Annotated in this window: 13 protein-coding genes, 1 tRNA gene and 1 pseudogene; 9 read left to right on the top strand and 6 right to left on the bottom strand. The window is 43.7% G+C overall.

Going from position 1 to position 16,110, the window contains the following annotated elements; all coding sequences use genetic code 11:
• Positions 1-192 precede the first annotated feature (192 nt).
• Complete coding sequence (locus tag ARB69_RS23275; RefSeq protein WP_055155156.1) at positions 193-1,119, top strand: RluA family pseudouridine synthase; 927 nt, start codon at positions 193-195, stop codon at positions 1,117-1,119.
• Here ARB69_RS23275 and ARB69_RS23270 read toward each other — a convergent pair.
• A complete protein-coding gene (locus tag ARB69_RS23270) occupies positions 1,016-1,954 on the bottom strand; it encodes an AraC family transcriptional regulator (protein ID WP_055155155.1) in 939 nt (312 codons plus the stop codon). The two genes, ARB69_RS23275 and ARB69_RS23270, sit on opposite strands and share 104 nt — an antisense overlap.
• A 147-nt stretch (positions 1,955-2,101) precedes the next feature.
• Here ARB69_RS23270 and ARB69_RS23265 point away from each other — a divergent pair, with 147 nt between their 5' ends.
• Positions 2,102-2,701, top strand: a complete 600-nt coding sequence (locus ARB69_RS23265) for a uroporphyrinogen decarboxylase family protein (protein WP_055155154.1) — start codon at positions 2,102-2,104, stop codon at positions 2,699-2,701.
• 210 nt (positions 2,702-2,911) lie between these two features.
• Here the strand turns inward: ARB69_RS23265 and ARB69_RS23260 are convergent, their stop codons facing one another.
• The 3 genes from ARB69_RS23260 to ARB69_RS23250 all read right to left on the bottom strand — a co-directional run bounded on the left by ARB69_RS23260 (position 2,912) and on the right by ARB69_RS23250 (position 6,973).
• Positions 2,912-3,580, bottom strand: a complete 669-nt coding sequence (locus tag ARB69_RS23260; RefSeq protein ID WP_050640374.1) for a response regulator transcription factor — start codon at positions 3,578-3,580, stop codon at positions 2,912-2,914.
• 155 nt (positions 3,581-3,735) lie between these two features.
• On the bottom strand, positions 3,736-4,605 hold the full coding sequence (locus ARB69_RS23255; RefSeq protein WP_055155153.1) for a helix-turn-helix transcriptional regulator: 870 nt from the start codon (positions 4,603-4,605) through the stop codon (positions 3,736-3,738).
• A gap of 4 nt (positions 4,606-4,609) precedes the next feature.
• On the bottom strand, positions 4,610-6,973 hold the full coding sequence (locus ARB69_RS23250) for a hypothetical protein (protein ID WP_055155152.1): 2,364 nt from the start codon (positions 6,971-6,973) through the stop codon (positions 4,610-4,612).
• Positions 6,974-7,736: 763 nt separating this feature from the next.
• Here ARB69_RS23250 and mgtA (ARB69_RS23245) point away from each other — a divergent pair.
• The 7 genes and pseudogenes from mgtA (ARB69_RS23245) (at position 7,737) to ARB69_RS28365 (ending at position 15,621) form a co-directional block, all read left to right on the top strand.
• Positions 7,737-10,400, top strand: a complete 2,664-nt coding sequence (mgtA, locus tag ARB69_RS23245) for a magnesium-translocating P-type ATPase (protein WP_055155151.1) — start codon at positions 7,737-7,739, stop codon at positions 10,398-10,400.
• A gap of 15 nt (positions 10,401-10,415) precedes the next feature.
• The gene (locus ARB69_RS23240) at positions 10,416-10,919 is read left to right on the top strand and encodes a winged helix-turn-helix domain-containing protein (protein WP_055155150.1); all 504 of its coding nucleotides are present in this window, start codon (positions 10,416-10,418) and stop codon (positions 10,917-10,919) included.
• Positions 10,920-11,109: 190 nt separating this feature from the next.
• A pseudogene (locus ARB69_RS23235) lies at positions 11,110-11,347 on the top strand (MgtC/SapB family protein); the annotation flags it as partial.
• Positions 11,348-11,593: 246 nt separating this feature from the next.
• The gene (locus ARB69_RS23225; RefSeq protein WP_055155148.1) at positions 11,594-11,905 is read left to right on the top strand and encodes a DUF3784 domain-containing protein; all 312 of its coding nucleotides are present in this window, start codon (positions 11,594-11,596) and stop codon (positions 11,903-11,905) included.
• 164 nt (positions 11,906-12,069) lie between these two features.
• Complete coding sequence (gene mgtA, locus ARB69_RS23220) at positions 12,070-14,835, top strand: magnesium-translocating P-type ATPase (RefSeq protein ID WP_055155147.1); 2,766 nt, start codon at positions 12,070-12,072, stop codon at positions 14,833-14,835.
• Positions 14,836-14,844: 9 nt separating this feature from the next.
• Positions 14,845-15,015, top strand: a complete 171-nt coding sequence (locus tag ARB69_RS26485) for a hypothetical protein (RefSeq protein WP_055155146.1) — start codon at positions 14,845-14,847, stop codon at positions 15,013-15,015.
• A 399-nt stretch (positions 15,016-15,414) separates the two neighbouring features.
• Positions 15,415-15,621: a hypothetical protein gene (locus tag ARB69_RS28365; protein ID WP_167702521.1), complete on the top strand. Its 207-nt coding sequence runs from the start codon at positions 15,415-15,417 to the stop codon at positions 15,619-15,621.
• Positions 15,622-15,720: 99 nt separating this feature from the next.
• Here the strand turns inward: ARB69_RS28365 and ARB69_RS26300 are convergent, their stop codons facing one another.
• Positions 15,721-15,861, bottom strand: coding sequence for a helix-turn-helix domain-containing protein (locus ARB69_RS26300; protein ID WP_083487192.1), 141 nt, complete (start codon positions 15,859-15,861; stop codon positions 15,721-15,723).
• A gap of 149 nt (positions 15,862-16,010) precedes the next feature.
• Positions 16,011-16,096: transfer RNA gene (locus ARB69_RS23210), tRNA-Leu, on the bottom strand.
• Positions 16,097-16,110 lie beyond the last annotated feature (14 nt).

Genomic DNA, 16,110 nt, shown 5'->3' with positions numbered 1-16,110 from the left:
ATTTCTTAGGTCCGCGGCCGCGTTTTTGAAAGGACATGGATGTTCTCCGGGAGGCTTTTGGCGATCCCTTCATGGAGCGTCCCCATCCGTGCCGCGACTAAAGCGCGTCACTAACTCCCGATTTATAGTGCATTTTTTCTTCGGACTTGCTATACTATATCGGTAAACTTAAAGATAAACAGGAGTACATCTATGGACAGAATGTTAGACTATACCGTTCAAATAAATGAAGACGGCCTCCGCGTGGAACAGTTTCTCCGCAGACGTGGATATTCCAGGCAGAATCTGGTCGAATTAAAGAAAATGCCCCTGAGTATTCTTGTCAACGGCAGCCCGCGCCGCCTGAATGAGATACTTACTGATATGGATACACTTACCGTGCATATCCAGGAACACGTCTCCTCCCTGCAGATCCCTCCGGTTCACCTTCCCCTGGATATTATCTACGAAGATGAGGACATCATTATCATTAATAAACCGGCCGGTATGCCTGTACACCCGTCAATCAATAACTATACCAATACCCTGGCAAATGGGCTGGCGTGGTATTATCGGGAACAGGGGAAGCCTTTTATCTTCCGCTGCACCAACCGGCTTGACAGAGATACTTCGGGACTGACCATTATAGCAAAGCATATGCTCAGCTCTAATATTTTATCCCGAATGACCGTCCGCCATGAAATCAGGCGGGAATACCTGGCTATTGTACGCGGCAGCGTACAGCCGGCGGAAGGAACGATCTCCGCGCCTCTTTCCAGAAAGCCTGGTTCTGTTATTGAGAGAACCGTTGATTTTGATCATGGCGAAAGAGCAGTCACCCATTATCATGTGGTGGAAGAAAAGAATGGGCACAGCCTTGTCTCTCTTTTATTAGAGACAGGCCGCACCCATCAGATCCGCATTCATATGAAGTATCTTGGTTTTCCTCTTATAGGTGACTATTTGTATAATCCTGATATGGAGTACATGCAAAGGCAGGCCCTTCATTCCTGCTGTCTGGCTTTAAGCCATCCGATTACCGGAGAAAAACTGGAGTTTCATGCACCGCTTCCTGAGGACATGCAAAGAGTGTTTCCTCTATTTCACTCCGGATTCTCTTCCTGTACACCAGTGGTGTGATCCCATAGCGTTTTGCAAACACACGTATAAAATATGAAACATCCTGATATCCGGTCCGCTCGCTAATCTCAGAAATACTCCAATCCTGTTCGGCCAGCATGCGGGCCGCGTATTCAGTCCGCTTCAGATTCAGATACTGTGTAACCGTATACCCTGTATGCATTTTAAAGAAATGCATAAAATAATACCTGTTGTATCCCGTAAACTGTGCCAGCCGCTCCACTGACAGCGGTTCACTGTAATGCTCTTCAATAAACCGGATCAGCCTTTTCATCTGCTCTATCTCTTTGATTGTGCTGCGGCCTGCCGATTCCCGGTAATGCTTTGCTTCAAATAATGCTGCCAGCATCTGTATCAGATACCCCTTGATATATAATTCATATCCATCGTCCTGTTTATTCCACTTCTCCAGAACCTGATCAAATAAGATCGCCGTCTCCCTGTAAAGTGGAGTGCCTGATTCGATAATTGGTATGATCTTTATTGTCTGATTAAGCATGGGAGAAAGATAACGTTTGGCAATTTTATCTTTCAAATTCCCCATCAGCATTTCGACATCCGCCAGTATCACTTTACAAATCAAAGGATTCGTATCCGCTCCGGTACCACCGTGGAGGCTGCTGGGAGAAACTACAATTAAATTCCCTTTTACCACTTTATAGTCCTTCAGATCTATGGTCAGAACCCCCTCCCCCTCCAACACATAGATAAACTCTATATACTGATGCCAGTGCAGGAGCAGGCGGTGTTCCTGCATATCTACCGTATTATCAAGAACCGATACAGCCAGTTCGAAAGGATTATAATTTCGTTCCTCTTTAATTGCTTCCCTCATCGCTCCCCCCTCTCCGCACATTTATCTGATTTTTAGCCACTTTAATGCGAGAATTTTCTCTTGAACCCTATTATAATCAAATTATACCGATAATTCAATTTGATTCCCCTATTTTTCGTATTCTATTTCCTATATAGGAGGGCTGTTATGAATTCATATGAACGTGTATTTGCAAGATTAAATGGAGAACCTGTTGACCGTATTCCCAACCTCTGCCTTGTCATGACTTTCGCGGCTCGCGAGATTGAGGTTCCGTACAGACAGTTTATAACGGACTACCGGCTTCTCTCTGAAGGAATGCTCAGATGCTGTGAAAAATACCATTTGGACGTGTTGAGTGTCTGCTCCGATCCCATGCGCGAAGCAAGCGGATTTGGTGCAGAGGTTGTCTACCCGGAAAACGATGTGCCATACAGCCCGGTTCCTCTGCTCTCAGGCTGTCAGGATATCTCCCGTCTGAAAGTAAAAGATCCTGCTTCCAGCAGACGTATGAATGACCGCTTGGAGGCGGTGCGGCTTCTAAAACACCGCAGCGGAGGCGAGATCCCGATTGTAGGCTGGGTAGAGGGTGCGCTTGCAGAAAGCTGTGATTTGATGGATATCTCCAGCTGCCTGTGCGAAATGCTGGATGAACCGGAAGCCATGCAAAGTTTGCCGACAGTTCCCCGAATTCATCATTGGATGCAACAATACAGGGACAGGAAAAATCCAGCTTTGCCATCTTACGCCCGGTCTGGTTCAGTTTAGAAATCGGTTTTGAAATAAAGTGACCCATCAGAAGATCGACAGTGAGAACCAACAGTATCACAAAGGAAAACCATATGGCAAATGTAATATCTGACTCTGTCTGCAGTTTCGTGAAAATTACATACGACAGCAAAAGAATCATACCTGCCAGTTTTGAAACCAGTAAGATCTTTTTGCGGACGGTACGTAGTGTAAAGATGTCGTTTATATTCATAAATTCACCTCAAACTTATAGCCTGAGCGGATCAGTGTAACGATATGCCTTCCTTCATCCCCCAACTTTTGCCGCAGGTTCTTGATATGGGCATCCACGGTTCTTGTGGTTCCCTCAAACTCATAACCCCATATTTGGTTTAACAACTGTTCCCGGCTGAATATCTGCTCAGGATTCGTCATAAAGAAATAAAGCAATTCATATTCCTTATGGGTTAAGGGTATACTCTCCCCATCCTTAAGCACTTTATGAGACGCAGGATAAACCGTTATTTTCCCGGCATTTAAAGTATCCGGCGGAAGGGAACCAATTCGGTTCAGAAGAACATTTACCTTAGCCAGTAATACTTTCGGGCTAAAAGGTTTCGTCATGTAATCATCTGCGCCCAACTCATAACCTCTTAGCTTATCATCATCGCTGCTCTTTGCCGTCAGCATGATAATCGGCAGACTGCTCATCTGTCTGGCTGTCCTGCAGACGGAAAATCCATCCAGATGGGGAATCATCACATCCAATATCATAAGATCCACTGCCTGATTCTTTAAGACTACCAGGGCATCCACGCCGTCATCAGCTGTAAAGCAGTTATGGCCGCCTTTTCTCATGAACTTGGCAATAATATCCTGCATATTTTTTTCGTCTTCTACAATGAGTATATTCGCCATAGCTGACCGCTCCTTTTAATTCCCGCTCTTAAAGTTTGCTTTACCATTCTATCATACCCCGTCATTTACGTCTATCTTTCCCTGAATACCGTGAATAGTAAATCATAGAAGACAACGGCAGGCCATTTTAACTCCTGTTTAGTGTAACTCTTGTCTTATGTCTTTTCCTCATACTTCTTCCTATAATTCCTCGGAGACATTCCCATATGTTTCTTAAAGCAATTAGAAAAATATATCTCCGAACTGAAACCGACCAGTTTTGAAATCGTCCTGATATCATAATCTGTCCGGATCAGATACTGTCTGGCATATTCCATCCGTATCTCCAGTAAAACATCCAAAGGTGTTTTTCCGAATGTTTCTTTCATTGCCTTAGCAAGATAATTGCTGTGCAGATGAAACTGTTCCTCCAGGTGCTGGTTGGTGATTGGCTGCTCTATGTTATTTTCCAAATAGATCTGGATCTGTTCCGCCAACAGAGTCAGCCGGTCTTTATGTATCCCCGTGTTCTCAACAAATCTTAAAAACCGTAAAAACAGTTCTTCCGTTTTCCATATATCATTCCTATGTTCATGGATGGTACTGTCCAGAATGTTCTGAAACAGTTCAAACAGAAGACCGGGTTCTTTGATCGCTGCATATTTTGGCAGGTGTAATGTGTATGAGCATTGGTGGTAATGCTGATCGGGGATTGGCAGCCTTGAAACGAATCTGCTGGCCCTCTGTCCCTGCTTCCACTGCGCAGTGGTATAAAAATGCAGCCAGTAAAATCCGGTCTCCTCCTGGCATGGCCGCCATGAATAATGGTGCCTGTCCGGCAGCAAAATAAACATTTCATTTTCCCTGATTTCATACCGCTCATTCTCTTCTGCCAGAAACAGGCAGCCCTTTTCTACAACGATCAGGTCAAAATAGCCCAGGTTCCTTCTGTCTACATGGCTCTGCCCTTTCCTCATGGTGCGGTAGTTCCCCTCTATAAAATCCGGAAATGGAGGAATTGAAATGGAAATAATGTCGCCGGCCATATGCTTAGCCCCTTTCTTTTTTCAAAATAATTCTTCTCAGGTCTTTTTTATCCTCTATCAGGATTATATCATTTCCTGAGATAAAATAAAATTCTTTACTGTATGGGGCAAAGCTTGTAATCTGATACTCGGTTTCAAACTCTTCATAACTCCCATTGATTACGTGGATGGAATCTCCTTTTTCCATAATGAAAGTCTTATCCCCAAAATTCTCCAGATATGCGGCCATCTCTTCGCCCATATCCCAGTCCGGGGACTGGCTGTCATTTTCAAAAAGCCTGGAAAAAATACCGCCGTCCTTATAAAATGTGGACTGGCCGAACCGTGCCCTGGAAAGATCCGGACGGTTGATATGGGGGCCTGCCACTGCATATGTGGAAGCCGCCATTCCTTTCTCTAATGGAGAAGTTGCCGTGGCGTGCGTGTCATAACAGTACAGGATGCCTGCCGTGGCCCTATAACTCGCTTCCAGATATCTTATATCTTTCAGATACAAAAAAACTTTATATGCTGCCGATGCTGTAACCCCTCCCCAAAGGGAATGGATCATATACGTCAGCGCTTCCCACCAGCGATCCGGGTTCTGAGCCCTGAAATCATTGGAATAGCCAATATTGGCCAAAAGGAGTTCCCCATAGCGCCTGGTACTCTCCCCTCTGTTGCTTTCGCACAGAGCACCTGCTGTCGGGCCAAAGCCTGCGTTATCATAATAGTGCTCCGTGATTGCGGCTTTATAAGTTACCGCATCCTTATCCACCCGGTCCATGACCTGTTCCCATAAGGATTGTATCTTTGCGTATTTCTTCGTCATGCCTTTTACTTTCAGCTTATCCAGCAATTGATTGAAATACAGGAAATATACGCCTAACATCTGTGCTTCCTCTTTTCCGCGCTCCTCCTGGTGCAGATCCGGGTTCACCCTTAACTCAAAAACATCCACCGCCCATTCCAGGTACGTACCTGCATCATGCAGTGCAAGGACCTCATCCCCAAACTCGGATAACAGATAAAACAGATGGCTAATATATTCAAAATCCATGCAGCGGTAAAAATCACCGTAAAGTTTACGCGGTTTTCTAAAATCTCCGTCTACAAACCATTTTTTTCGTACATAATTTACCGCGCAGTTTTCCACTTTCCTGACTTGTTCAACATCCGGAGTACCGAACAGATTTTTCTTCAGAACCAGATTTGCTTTTCCTAGAGATTCCCCTTGATTGGAAACCGGCTCGAAAGCATAAGGAGGTTCTCCATTTTCGTCATGGTAAAGGCTGCTGCAAATATATTCCACGCGTTCTTCAACCACCGTTTCTATCCTGTCCATCACATTCAGTACCACAAAGTCTTTCGTACCGTCAGAAAGCTTTATGACTACTTTGTGTTCCCCCATTGCCTCCGGTTTGAAAAAAAGGCTGTATTGCCTCTTTTTCTCCTTTTCCCGTATCGGGATTGCAAGTTTTTTCACGATTCCATCATCTTTGTAAAAAGCATCTGCTGCTATCGCATCCACTCCCGCTGGTACTCTTACGGATATCCTTGCGGTTTCTCCAATAATATTAAGGGGCGTGTACTCCATCTTGGGATGTTTCCATTTCAGCCCTTTATTATAAAAATCCTCGGGACTTTGATTCGTATCAATCACGTACTCCCACACCTTATTTTGGCCTGCTTCAAGGACCAATCCGTCCTTTTCGTATATCCAGTCATGATTTTCAAACTTTTCCGGATAACCGCCTGCCAGATACAATTTATGGAACAACATGCCGTCTAAAGAAGGAGACACATTTTCGAAAAACAGATTCCGATAATCACAATAGGTACCGATTGATTTTGTCCTTCCCTTTACCTGATAAAATCCGAGATTCTCTCCCAATCCGTCCCTTCGCACTGCGCTTAGTTTCGTATAGTCCGTTGAAACAGACGGGAAGACTGCGGCAGAATTATGTATATTCCTAAGCACATTTTTATCCCGGAACATCACATAGGCAAAGGATATCCATACACCGAACTCTTCTATCTTAATCTCCTTTTCCATCAGGTTTTTTAGCTGTATGGTCCAGAAAAGCGCCTCCTCATCCTTTCCCAGGTCATAAGTCATCTTCACCTGAAATCCTTTGGCGCTAAAGGTAACTGTTATCTTATCTTTTTCTTCCTTTAAGAAAGACATTAGTCCGTTATTGCCCGCCTTTTTACCATCCGCAACAATATCAAAATAACCAAACATTTTGTCCGCATCCTGATAACCCGCCTGCTGTAAATAGGTGTCTTCCATCACCCAGTTCATCTGATGCGGATCATCTTTTATGACTAATGCAGATACATAACCTTTTTTTTCTACTGACATCATCAGTTTTTTATTTTCTATCATAAGTATTCCGTTCCTTTCTTACGTAAATTTAACACTTCTGTTCTTGTCTTTCTACATGAAATCCCAATCAAAACTTAATAAATTTCACACCTTTTGTTCTTGATGATTATTTACTCAAAATAATCTACTTAATTCCCCTATACCTTGGATGCTTTTCCAACTGTATGAAGGATATTTGCTAAATAAAAATACCGCTGGTTACTCTCAATCACTTAGAGTAACCAGCAGTATTTCTCTTCTGTCTGCGATCCTATTTTTAAAACATGTTCATTCCATTTTCATCTTCTACTCTCCCCTAGAAAGCAAAAAACACCACAATCCTGCCATTTACAAATGACTAAGGCACCTTACACAAATGCCGCAGACCGGAATTGAACGTCTGAGGACGTTCAAAAACCACATAGAAAGGGCGATTGTGCCGCCTCTGCTGTTTGCTGTACAAAATTTGTACAACCTTTTTGTACAGAGATAAATCCCTATTCTATTCGACAATTTCAATAATTCTCATATCTCGAAAGACATTATCCTCTGGATAATGTGTCATAATAAATGTGTCAGGAAAGCGGTGTTTTTTATGGTGACTAAGAACACAGATGAAAAAGAGAACAAAGGCTTTTTCTCACCCCGGCAAGACAGATTGGATCGAGCTGAAAAATGCTGCATCAAAGTAAATTGCAAGAAAAAAGCAAGAATTTAAACAAAACATTTTCATAACAATATGTTAAAATATTTTTATTTATACTTATAAAGGAGGGACTGTCTCGTGTCAAAAGCAACACTATTTGACAGTTGTATCAAAAAATACGCTTACTGTGAGCCATCAGAAATCTATCGAGACTTTGGCGCATCTCCGGATGGTCTGCCCATTGAGCAAATTGAATCGATGCGGGAGAAGTATGGAAAGAACAGCTTCAATGAGCGAAAAAATGATACGACGATGCAACGATTGCGACGGGCATTTATTAATCCGTTTCATGTGATTCTTTTTGTTCTGGGTATTGTTTCTCTTATTACGGATGTTTTCGTTGCATCCAATTTTGCGAGAAACGCTACTACAGCTATTATCATCTTTTCCATGATTCTAATTAGTGGTGCGATACGTCTAATTCAAGAACTGCGGGCAAAGAGCGCTGCTGCTCAGCTTGACCGCCTGATTCATGAAAGCGTCACGGTGAGGCGCGATGGGGAGTTAATGGAGATACCTACCGAAGAATTAGTGGTCGGGGATCTTGTTCTATTCTCGGCAGGTGATCGTGTTCCGGCGGATATTAGATTGACGAAGATCACGGATCTCTTTATCTCCCAGGCTGCCATCACCGGTGAGAGCGCCATCCTTGAGAAAAGCTGCCGCAAACTCAGCTACGGGGAGCAGGAGACGCTGACTCAGCTTGAAAACCTCGCTTTTATGGCAACAACTGTTATCAGCGGTAAAGGCGAAGGAATTGTGCTGGCCGTCGGCAAAAACACGCTGTATGGTAGCTTTACAAAGCCCGACTCTGACGACAAAAATTCCTTTCAAAAGGGTGCCAATTCCATTGCCTGGGTCATGCTCCGCTTCATGGCAGTGCTGGTGCCGATTGTGTTTGTGCTTCTCGGTATCACAGGCGGAAAATGGCTGGAGTCCTTTGCTTTTGCTCTGTCGGTGGCCGTCGGATTGATGCCGGAAATGCTGCCCATGGTCATTACAGCCTGCCTTGCAAAGGGCAGCCTTGCCATGAGTAAAAAGCAAACCATTATCAAAGACATCAACGCCATGCAGGGCTTTGGTAGTATGGATGTGCTTTGCATGGACAAGACTGGCACGCTAACCAATGAAAGCATCCTGCTGGAATATTACATGGATATTCTCGGCAATGAAAATACGGAAGTTCTCGATCTGGCATATCTGAACAGCTTCTATCATTCCGGCGTTCGCAACACTATTGACAACGCAATTCTTGCCTGTAAGACTATGCCGGGACGTGAAACCCATTATACCGACCTTTTAACCCAGTATCAAAAGGCGGACGAAATTCCCTTTGACTATGCCCGCAAGTTCGTCAGCACCCTTGTGCGAGGTAGCGATGGCGAGTGTCAGCTCATTATGAAAGGTGACATTGGGCATATCGTTTCCCGTTGCAGCCATGTGGAATATCGGGGTGAAATTCTGCCAATTGAAAAAGATGGTATGCAGAGCGTATCTTCTGTGGTAGATGATATGCTCCAGGAGGGTATGAAGGTCATTGCTATCGCACGGAAAAACGTAGGCTATCAAAGGGAAATCACACCCGCTGACGAATTTAATATGACTCTGGTGGGCTATCTGTCCTTCTTTGATGCGCCCAAGCAAACCGCAAAAGAATCCGTGGCAGCCCTCAAGAGGCTAAAAGTGGCTCCTAAGATTCTGACGGGAGATCAGGCAGCCATTGCGGTGTCTGTTTGTCGTCGGGTTGGCATCTCTGCTGAGATTGTGCTGACCGGTGCGGAGCTGGATAAAATGACAGACAGTGAGCTTAGCACAGCAATTGAGAAAATCCATGTTTTTGCGGAACTTACTCCTGGCCAAAAGGTACGTCTGGTTTCCGCTCTACGGGAAAACGGTCACTCGGTGGGGTTCCTAGGTGATGGCGTCAATGATATCCCAGCACTGAACGAGGCCAATGTGGGCATCTCGGTGGACACGGCAGTGGATGCGGCCAAAGATGCAGCCGATGTGGTTTTGTTGCAAAAGGATCTCAATGTTCTGGAACAAGGTGTTTTGGAAGGGCGCAAGACCTTTACCAATATGCTCAAATATATCAAGATCACCGCCAGTTCCAACTTTGGTAATATTTTCGCTATCATATGCGCTAGCGCATTTTTGCCTTTTCTGCCTATGACATCCATCCAGATTCTACTTCTGAATCTGCTGTACGATATTTTATGTATTGTTCTGCCTTGGGACAATGTGGACGAAGAAGAAACCCTGTCTCCAAGAGATTGGTCGGGAAAAACTTTGGGACGGTTTATGATGTCATTCGGACCAATCAGCTCTCTGTTTGATATTGCGACCTTCCTGTTCCTGTATTATTTCCTATGTCCCATGCTGTGTGGAGGAGCATCCTACCTGAATATTACCGATCCTTCTCTGCAGCTTCAGTATGTGTCACTGTTCCAGACGGGGTGGTTTTTGGAATCCATGTGGACACAGGTGCTGATCCTGCATTTTCTTCGAACACCCAAAATTCCTTTTATGCAGAGCATGTCATCTACACCTGTGATTTGCATAACGCTGGCCGGAATCGTTGCCTTTACAGCCATTACCTTTACCAGAGGTGCGTCTCTGTTCGGCCTGACGATGCTGCCGCTTTGGTATTTTGCATTTTTGGTGATTGTAGCGCTTGCGTATATGCTGCTGACTACGGTAGCCAAATATTTCTATAAGAAGAAGTACCATGAGTTGATTTGAAAGGAGGAATTCATCGTGAAAAAAAATATCAGTTTTATCCCTATGGATTCTGCCCTTGAATTTTGGCTGCTGGAAAAGCTAATTAAAGAGCCGCCGAAAAGTGACTGTGTGGAAGATTTACTGTCTGGCATCCGGGATATGATCAGCGGAGAGGTATCTTCTTTGCTTTTGGGAGCATCAGAAGAAACAGAGCTATCTTCCAGTGTTTTGTCGGACGGGATTCTAATTGGTGAATTGGAGATTCATCCAAAAAGTAGAAAGGTTCTGTTGAAAGGTTCAGAAATCAGCTTGACCCCAAAAGAGTTTGACATTCTGTATTTTCTTGCCCAGAATCGGGGCGAGGTCTTTACTAAAGAGCAGATTTATCGTGCAGTCTGGGAAGAGGATTATCTGCTGGATGGCAGCAACATCATGGCATTTATCCGGAAACTGCGAAAGAAGATTGAGCCTGACCCAGATGCGCCGAAGTACATTTTGACTATCTGGGGCATCGGGTACAAATTTAATGACCAACTATAACATAGGCGGACTGAGACCACTTTCGGTTACAGCCCGCCTAAATTCTTGCCAAATCGCAAGGAAATCGCAAGGTTTTAGCCATGTGATTTTCCTTGCGATTTTTATATACTGTTCGTGGTCGAAGGGAGGCGATTTGCATGGGAACCAGCTTCTTTACCTTGTTTCCAATGCTCTATGGCTCGGATCTGGTATTTCAGTCACTTGTCAAGAAGATGCAAAGCAGGAAATTTGTCTGTGGACTATTAACAGCAATCCAGGCAAAACACTGTTCCTGAATAATCTGGAAAGCGGTGATGTTGTTGGTGATAAGGTTGAGATCATTGCGATTACTGTTCTGCTGGAAAACCTAAAACAACGTTATAGATGGAATCGTTGGGCAAGCATTGGCAATCCCGGAAGTTGTAAGCGTTGGTTGGAATGTATTGTGAGTGAAGATGAAAATCAAAAATTACAAACCGGCAATTTTCTTTGCACTTTACTCTGTCTTCACAATAATATGCGGCTATTTAAGCTGGATGTTCTCTAAACTGAGAATTTTGATGTTTCAGATTTGGTATCAGGTAACTGCTGTTATTTGGTTTATCCTTTCTGTTACAGTGATCGTACTGCTCATCAGGCTTCTAAGACCAAATAAACCCAAAAATAAAATCAAACATTGGAAGGAGTGAGAAAATATGGACTTTACATGCATCTTTTTCGGAGTTATTTTTACTATTGCAGGCTTCTTGTTTGCCTGTGGAAAAGGATATACTCATCTTTCTGCGTGGAAAAATATGCCGCAGGAAGAGAAAGATAAAATTAAAATTATCCCGCTTTGCCGTAACATCGGGGAAGTCATTGCACTTAATGGCATTATCTTTCTGATGAAGGGGCTTTGGTCAGGATTTCCAAACCACTGGTTTGTGTGCGCGATGATTGCATGGCTAATCGTTGCAGGCTTTGATGTCTGGTATATCGGAAAGAGTAATCGCTATCATAATCAATAATCCGCATTGCGGTTTCACATAGATATTTTATAAAACAGTGAGGTGAAAGACATGGACTCTGACGGTAGTCCGCGAAGGCAAAGAGCAGCACATTGGGATTCGGAGGTTCCGTGTCACTCATGTGATTGCCCTTGCCTCTACTAAAATTCAAGGAGGTAAGACCAATGAACAAGAAAGAAAACCGTATGGCTGTTCGTCAGACTGTCGAAAAGATAGTCATCCGTGACGAACAGAACCGCCGCATTCAATTTGCGGCAACCAATCCCATTAAAGAGGTTTTGAAAAACCTTCATACCACACTTCGGGGATTAGATGCAGAAGCAGTATCTGTAAGTCGTACCAAATATGGTACCAATAAAGTAACGCATGAAAAAAAGAAGTCCTTGGCAAAACGGCTGGCCAGTGCGTTTATCAACCCTTTTACAGCTATTCTGTTTTGCCTGGCACTGGTATCAACCATTACAGATATGATTCTACCTTATTTTTCTCTGTTTGGCAGTGTACCGGAGGACTTTGACTGTCTGACGGTAGTTATCATTTTAACGATGGTATTCATTTCAGGTACGCTTCGATTTGTGCAGGAATCTAGAAGTGGAAATGCCGCAGAGAAGTTGTTAGCCATGATTACGACCACTTGCACTGTTACTCGTAGGAACCAAGAAAAAATAGAAATTCCTATGGATGATTTGGTGGTTGGAGATATTGTACATCTGTCTGCTGGTGACATGATTCCGGCGGATGTTCGTATTTTGGATGCGAAGGATTTGTTTGTCAGTCAGGCAAGTCTTACTGGTGAGAGTGAACCCATTGAAAAAACATTCAATGTGAGCGCACAGAAAGAGAGCTTGACCGATTACACAAACATTGCTTTTATGGGGAGTAATGTAATTTCTGGCAGTGCAACAGCTGTTGTTGTTTGTGTTGGCGATCATACTCTGTTTGGCTCCATGGCGTCTGCAGTTGCCGGAGAAGCGGTTGAAACAAGTTTTACCAAGGGTGTCAACGCCGTTTCTTGGGTGCTGATTCGATTTATGCTCGTCATGGTTCCGCTGGTGTTCTTCGTCAACGGCATCACCAAGGGCGACTGGTTGGAGGCCTTCTTATTCGGCATTTCTATTGCTGTCGGTTTGACACCGGAAATGCTGCCGATGATTGTAACAACCTGTCTTGCGAAAGGTGCTGTTTCCATGAGCAAAAAGCAGACAATCGTTAAAAACCTCAATTCTATTCAGAACTTCGGTGCTATTGATATTCTCTGCACCGACAAGACTGGCACGCTGACCCAGGATAAGGTTGTGCTGGAATACCACTTGAATGTCAATGGCGAGGACGATACGCGAGTACTGCGCCACGCTTATCTCAATAGTTACTTCCAAACTGGCTATAAAAACCTGATGGATTTAGCAATTATCCATAAGACGGAGGAAGAAGAAGCCGCAGATTCACGTCTCATTGATCTTTCTGAAAACTATGTAAAGGTAGACGAGATTCCTTTTGACTTCACACGTCGCCGTCTAACTACTGTGGTACAGGATAAAAAGGGCAAGACCCAAATGGTAACAAAAGGCGCTGTGGAAGAAATGCTCTCTATTTGTGCGTTTGCAGAGTGTGATGGAGGAGTACAGCCTCTGACTGATGACGTCCGTAACCGGATTCTGGAGACAGTCGAAGATCTTAACGACAAAGGGTTTCGCGTTCTGGTGATTGCACAGAAAAGCAATCCGTCCCCAGTTGGCGCATTTGGTGTCAGCGATGAGTGTGAAATGGTGCTGATTGGATATCTGGCATTCCTCGATCCTCCAAAAGAATCTACTGCGGATGCTATTAAGGCTTTGAAAGACCATGGTGTTACCACCAAAATTTTGACTGGTGATAACGACAAAGTGACTCGCACCATCTGTAAGCAGGTGGGGCTGAAGGTTCGCAATATGCTTCTCGGTTCTGATTTGGAACACATGAGCGATGCAGAGCTTGCAAGAGCGGCAGAGTCTACAGATGTATTTGCAAAGCTGACCCCCAATCAGAAAGCCCGTGTGGTTTCTGTTCTCCGTGAAAACGGTCATACAGTCGGTTTTATGGGTGACGGTATCAACGACGCCGCAGCTATGAAAGCTACCGACATTGGCATTTCGGTGGATACTGCCGTGGATGTGGCAAAGGAATCTGCCGACATCATTCTACTGGAAAAAGACCTGATGGTTTTGGAGCAGGGCATCATCGAGGGACGTAAAACTTATGCCAACATGATCAAGTACATTAAGATGACCGCATCATCCAACTTCGGCAATATGTTCTCGGTGCTGGCGGCTTCTGCGCTGCTGCCGTTCCTGCCAATGATGAGCGTGCACCTGATCTTCCTGAACCTGATTTACGACCTGTCCTGCACGGCAATTCCTTGGGACAACGTGGATGAGGAGTTCATAGCCAAACCACGTAAATGGGATGCTTCCAGTGTTGGAAGTTTTATGATCTGGATTGGGCCAACCAGCTCTATCTTCGATTTTACAACCTATATTTTCATGTACTTTGTATTCTGCCCGTTGTTCGTATCGAACGGTGTGTTGTTCAATGATTTACCCGCTCATTTCAGCGGTGCAGAGCTGGCAACGCTTCAGGCGCAGTATATTGGGATGTTCCAAGCTGGATGGTTCGTGGAATCTATGTGGAGCCAGACGTTGGTCATTCACATGATTCGTACTCCGAAGCTACCTTTCATTCAGAGTCGTGCGTCCGCCCCGGTGACTTTGCTCACAATGACAGGAATTACGGTTCTGACCATTATTCCGTTTACTGTGTTTGGAACTATGCTTGGATTTGTTGCATTGCCTGCAACATACTTTGCTTATCTGATTCCATGTATTCTGCTGTATATGATTCTGGCAACAAGTTTGAAAAAAGCCTATGTCCGTCATTTCGGCGAACTGCTCTAAGGAGGTGCAATGATGAACTGGAAAGAACTTTGGATGACCCTATTCGGAACTACCGAATGTCTTGGTCTTAATATTGGCTTTTGGGTGGCTATGGCAGTTGTGTTACTGATTGTCATTATAATGAATGTAGTGTTTTGGTCTATGAAACCAAAAGCAGACGCTAAAGATTCCTATAAGTAAAATGGCAGTATGAGTGAAGCAAGGGAGATACACAATTTTTTATTGTGGAATCTCCCTTATCTATTATTATCATATCAAAGCTCATTCAATCGTTAATTTCGTGGTAAAATAAGTGTTTTTTATCATTGAATTACTTATAATGCTGTATATAAACTATAAACGGATAATCAAAATTTCGACATAAAGTTTAAAAGAAATTGTTTGTTAGCACTTGCAATTATAATAGGAGTTATTGTACTATTTTACTTTATTTATTTCTTACAGCTTAGTATAACAAGGCTAGTTTATATTTAAACATCCAGTGAGGTAAAGGAACAAGGCGGAGCTGAGACGCCGTAGGGCAGTCCTAACAGAGGGGTATAGCGGCAGAACGATACAAAGGAACTTTTTACCTGCTGTATAGACTGGTGCCAGATAACTATAAAAGGCAGGATTCCTCTGGAACAAGTGATAACTAAAATTTTGAAGATACCGCTTGAACTCATGCTTGGGAATATACCCGACAAAGGCTTTGCAGGACATCAGATAGTTGCCGGATTTGGGAACATCAAACTTACTTTACTCTTTTTATATCCTGCAAGAATTCCGCCCATGATGGATAAGTGAAATAGAGCCTTTTACGGATCAGAGCCGGGTTAGAGGGGCTTTCCAGAAAAAGTATTTTATCTTTCAATACCCATCCCATTACATCACAGCGACAGATCGTTATTCTTTTACATAAACGATCAATTCTCCAACTTCACAGCCAAAATAATCGCAAAATTTGCAAATTAAGTTCCCGTCCAGTCTCTGAAATTCATTTCTACAATATCTCTTAAAATTTGACCTTGATATATCTGCAGCCACAACACTTCACTACCTACGAAATGTCAACAAAGGAAAGAATGACATACTTGCTTTTCAAAACTTGATATTTCATCATAAAGGGTTCAAACATTTTTGACAAAAAATAAAGGAAACGCTGTAAATTCAACGTTTCCCTCACTTTTAATTAATGCCGCAGACCGGAATCGAACCGGTACGGGTATCACTACCCACGGGATTTTAAGTCCCGGGCGTCTGCCAGTTCCGCCACTGCGGCACAATATATGGGAC

The sequence above is a fragment of the Faecalicatena contorta genome (assembly GCF_001404335.1).
GTDB lineage: Bacteria > Bacillota > Clostridia > Lachnospirales > Lachnospiraceae > Faecalicatena > Faecalicatena contortus_B.
The sequence above is the reverse complement of the archived record's forward strand: the minus strand, read 5'-3'. Positions and strand labels throughout refer to the sequence as shown.

What these genes read in the sequence shown, in the direction of transcription:
- ARB69_RS23270 (WP_055155155.1), bottom strand. Translation starts at nt 1,954, where the DNA reads ATGAGGGAAGCAATTAAAGAGGAACGAAATTATAATCCTTTCGAACTG.
- ARB69_RS26485 (WP_055155146.1), top strand. Translation starts at nt 14,845, where the DNA reads ATGATGAACTGGAAAGAACTTTGGATGACCCTATTCGGAACTACCGAA.
- ARB69_RS23265 (WP_055155154.1), top strand. Translation starts at nt 2,102, where the DNA reads ATGAATTCATATGAACGTGTATTTGCAAGATTAAATGGAGAACCTGTT.
- ARB69_RS23250 (WP_055155152.1), bottom strand. Translation starts at nt 6,973, where the DNA reads ATGATAGAAAATAAAAAACTGATGATGTCAGTAGAAAAAAAAGGTTAT.
- ARB69_RS23255 (WP_055155153.1), bottom strand. Translation starts at nt 4,605, where the DNA reads ATGGCCGGCGACATTATTTCCATTTCAATTCCTCCATTTCCGGATTTT.
- mgtA (WP_055155147.1), top strand. Translation starts at nt 12,070, where the DNA reads ATGAACAAGAAAGAAAACCGTATGGCTGTTCGTCAGACTGTCGAAAAG.
- ARB69_RS23225 (WP_055155148.1), top strand. Translation starts at nt 11,594, where the DNA reads ATGGACTTTACATGCATCTTTTTCGGAGTTATTTTTACTATTGCAGGC.
- ARB69_RS23275 (WP_055155156.1), top strand. Translation starts at nt 193, where the DNA reads ATGGACAGAATGTTAGACTATACCGTTCAAATAAATGAAGACGGCCTC.
- ARB69_RS23260 (WP_050640374.1), bottom strand. Translation starts at nt 3,580, where the DNA reads ATGGCGAATATACTCATTGTAGAAGACGAAAAAAATATGCAGGATATT.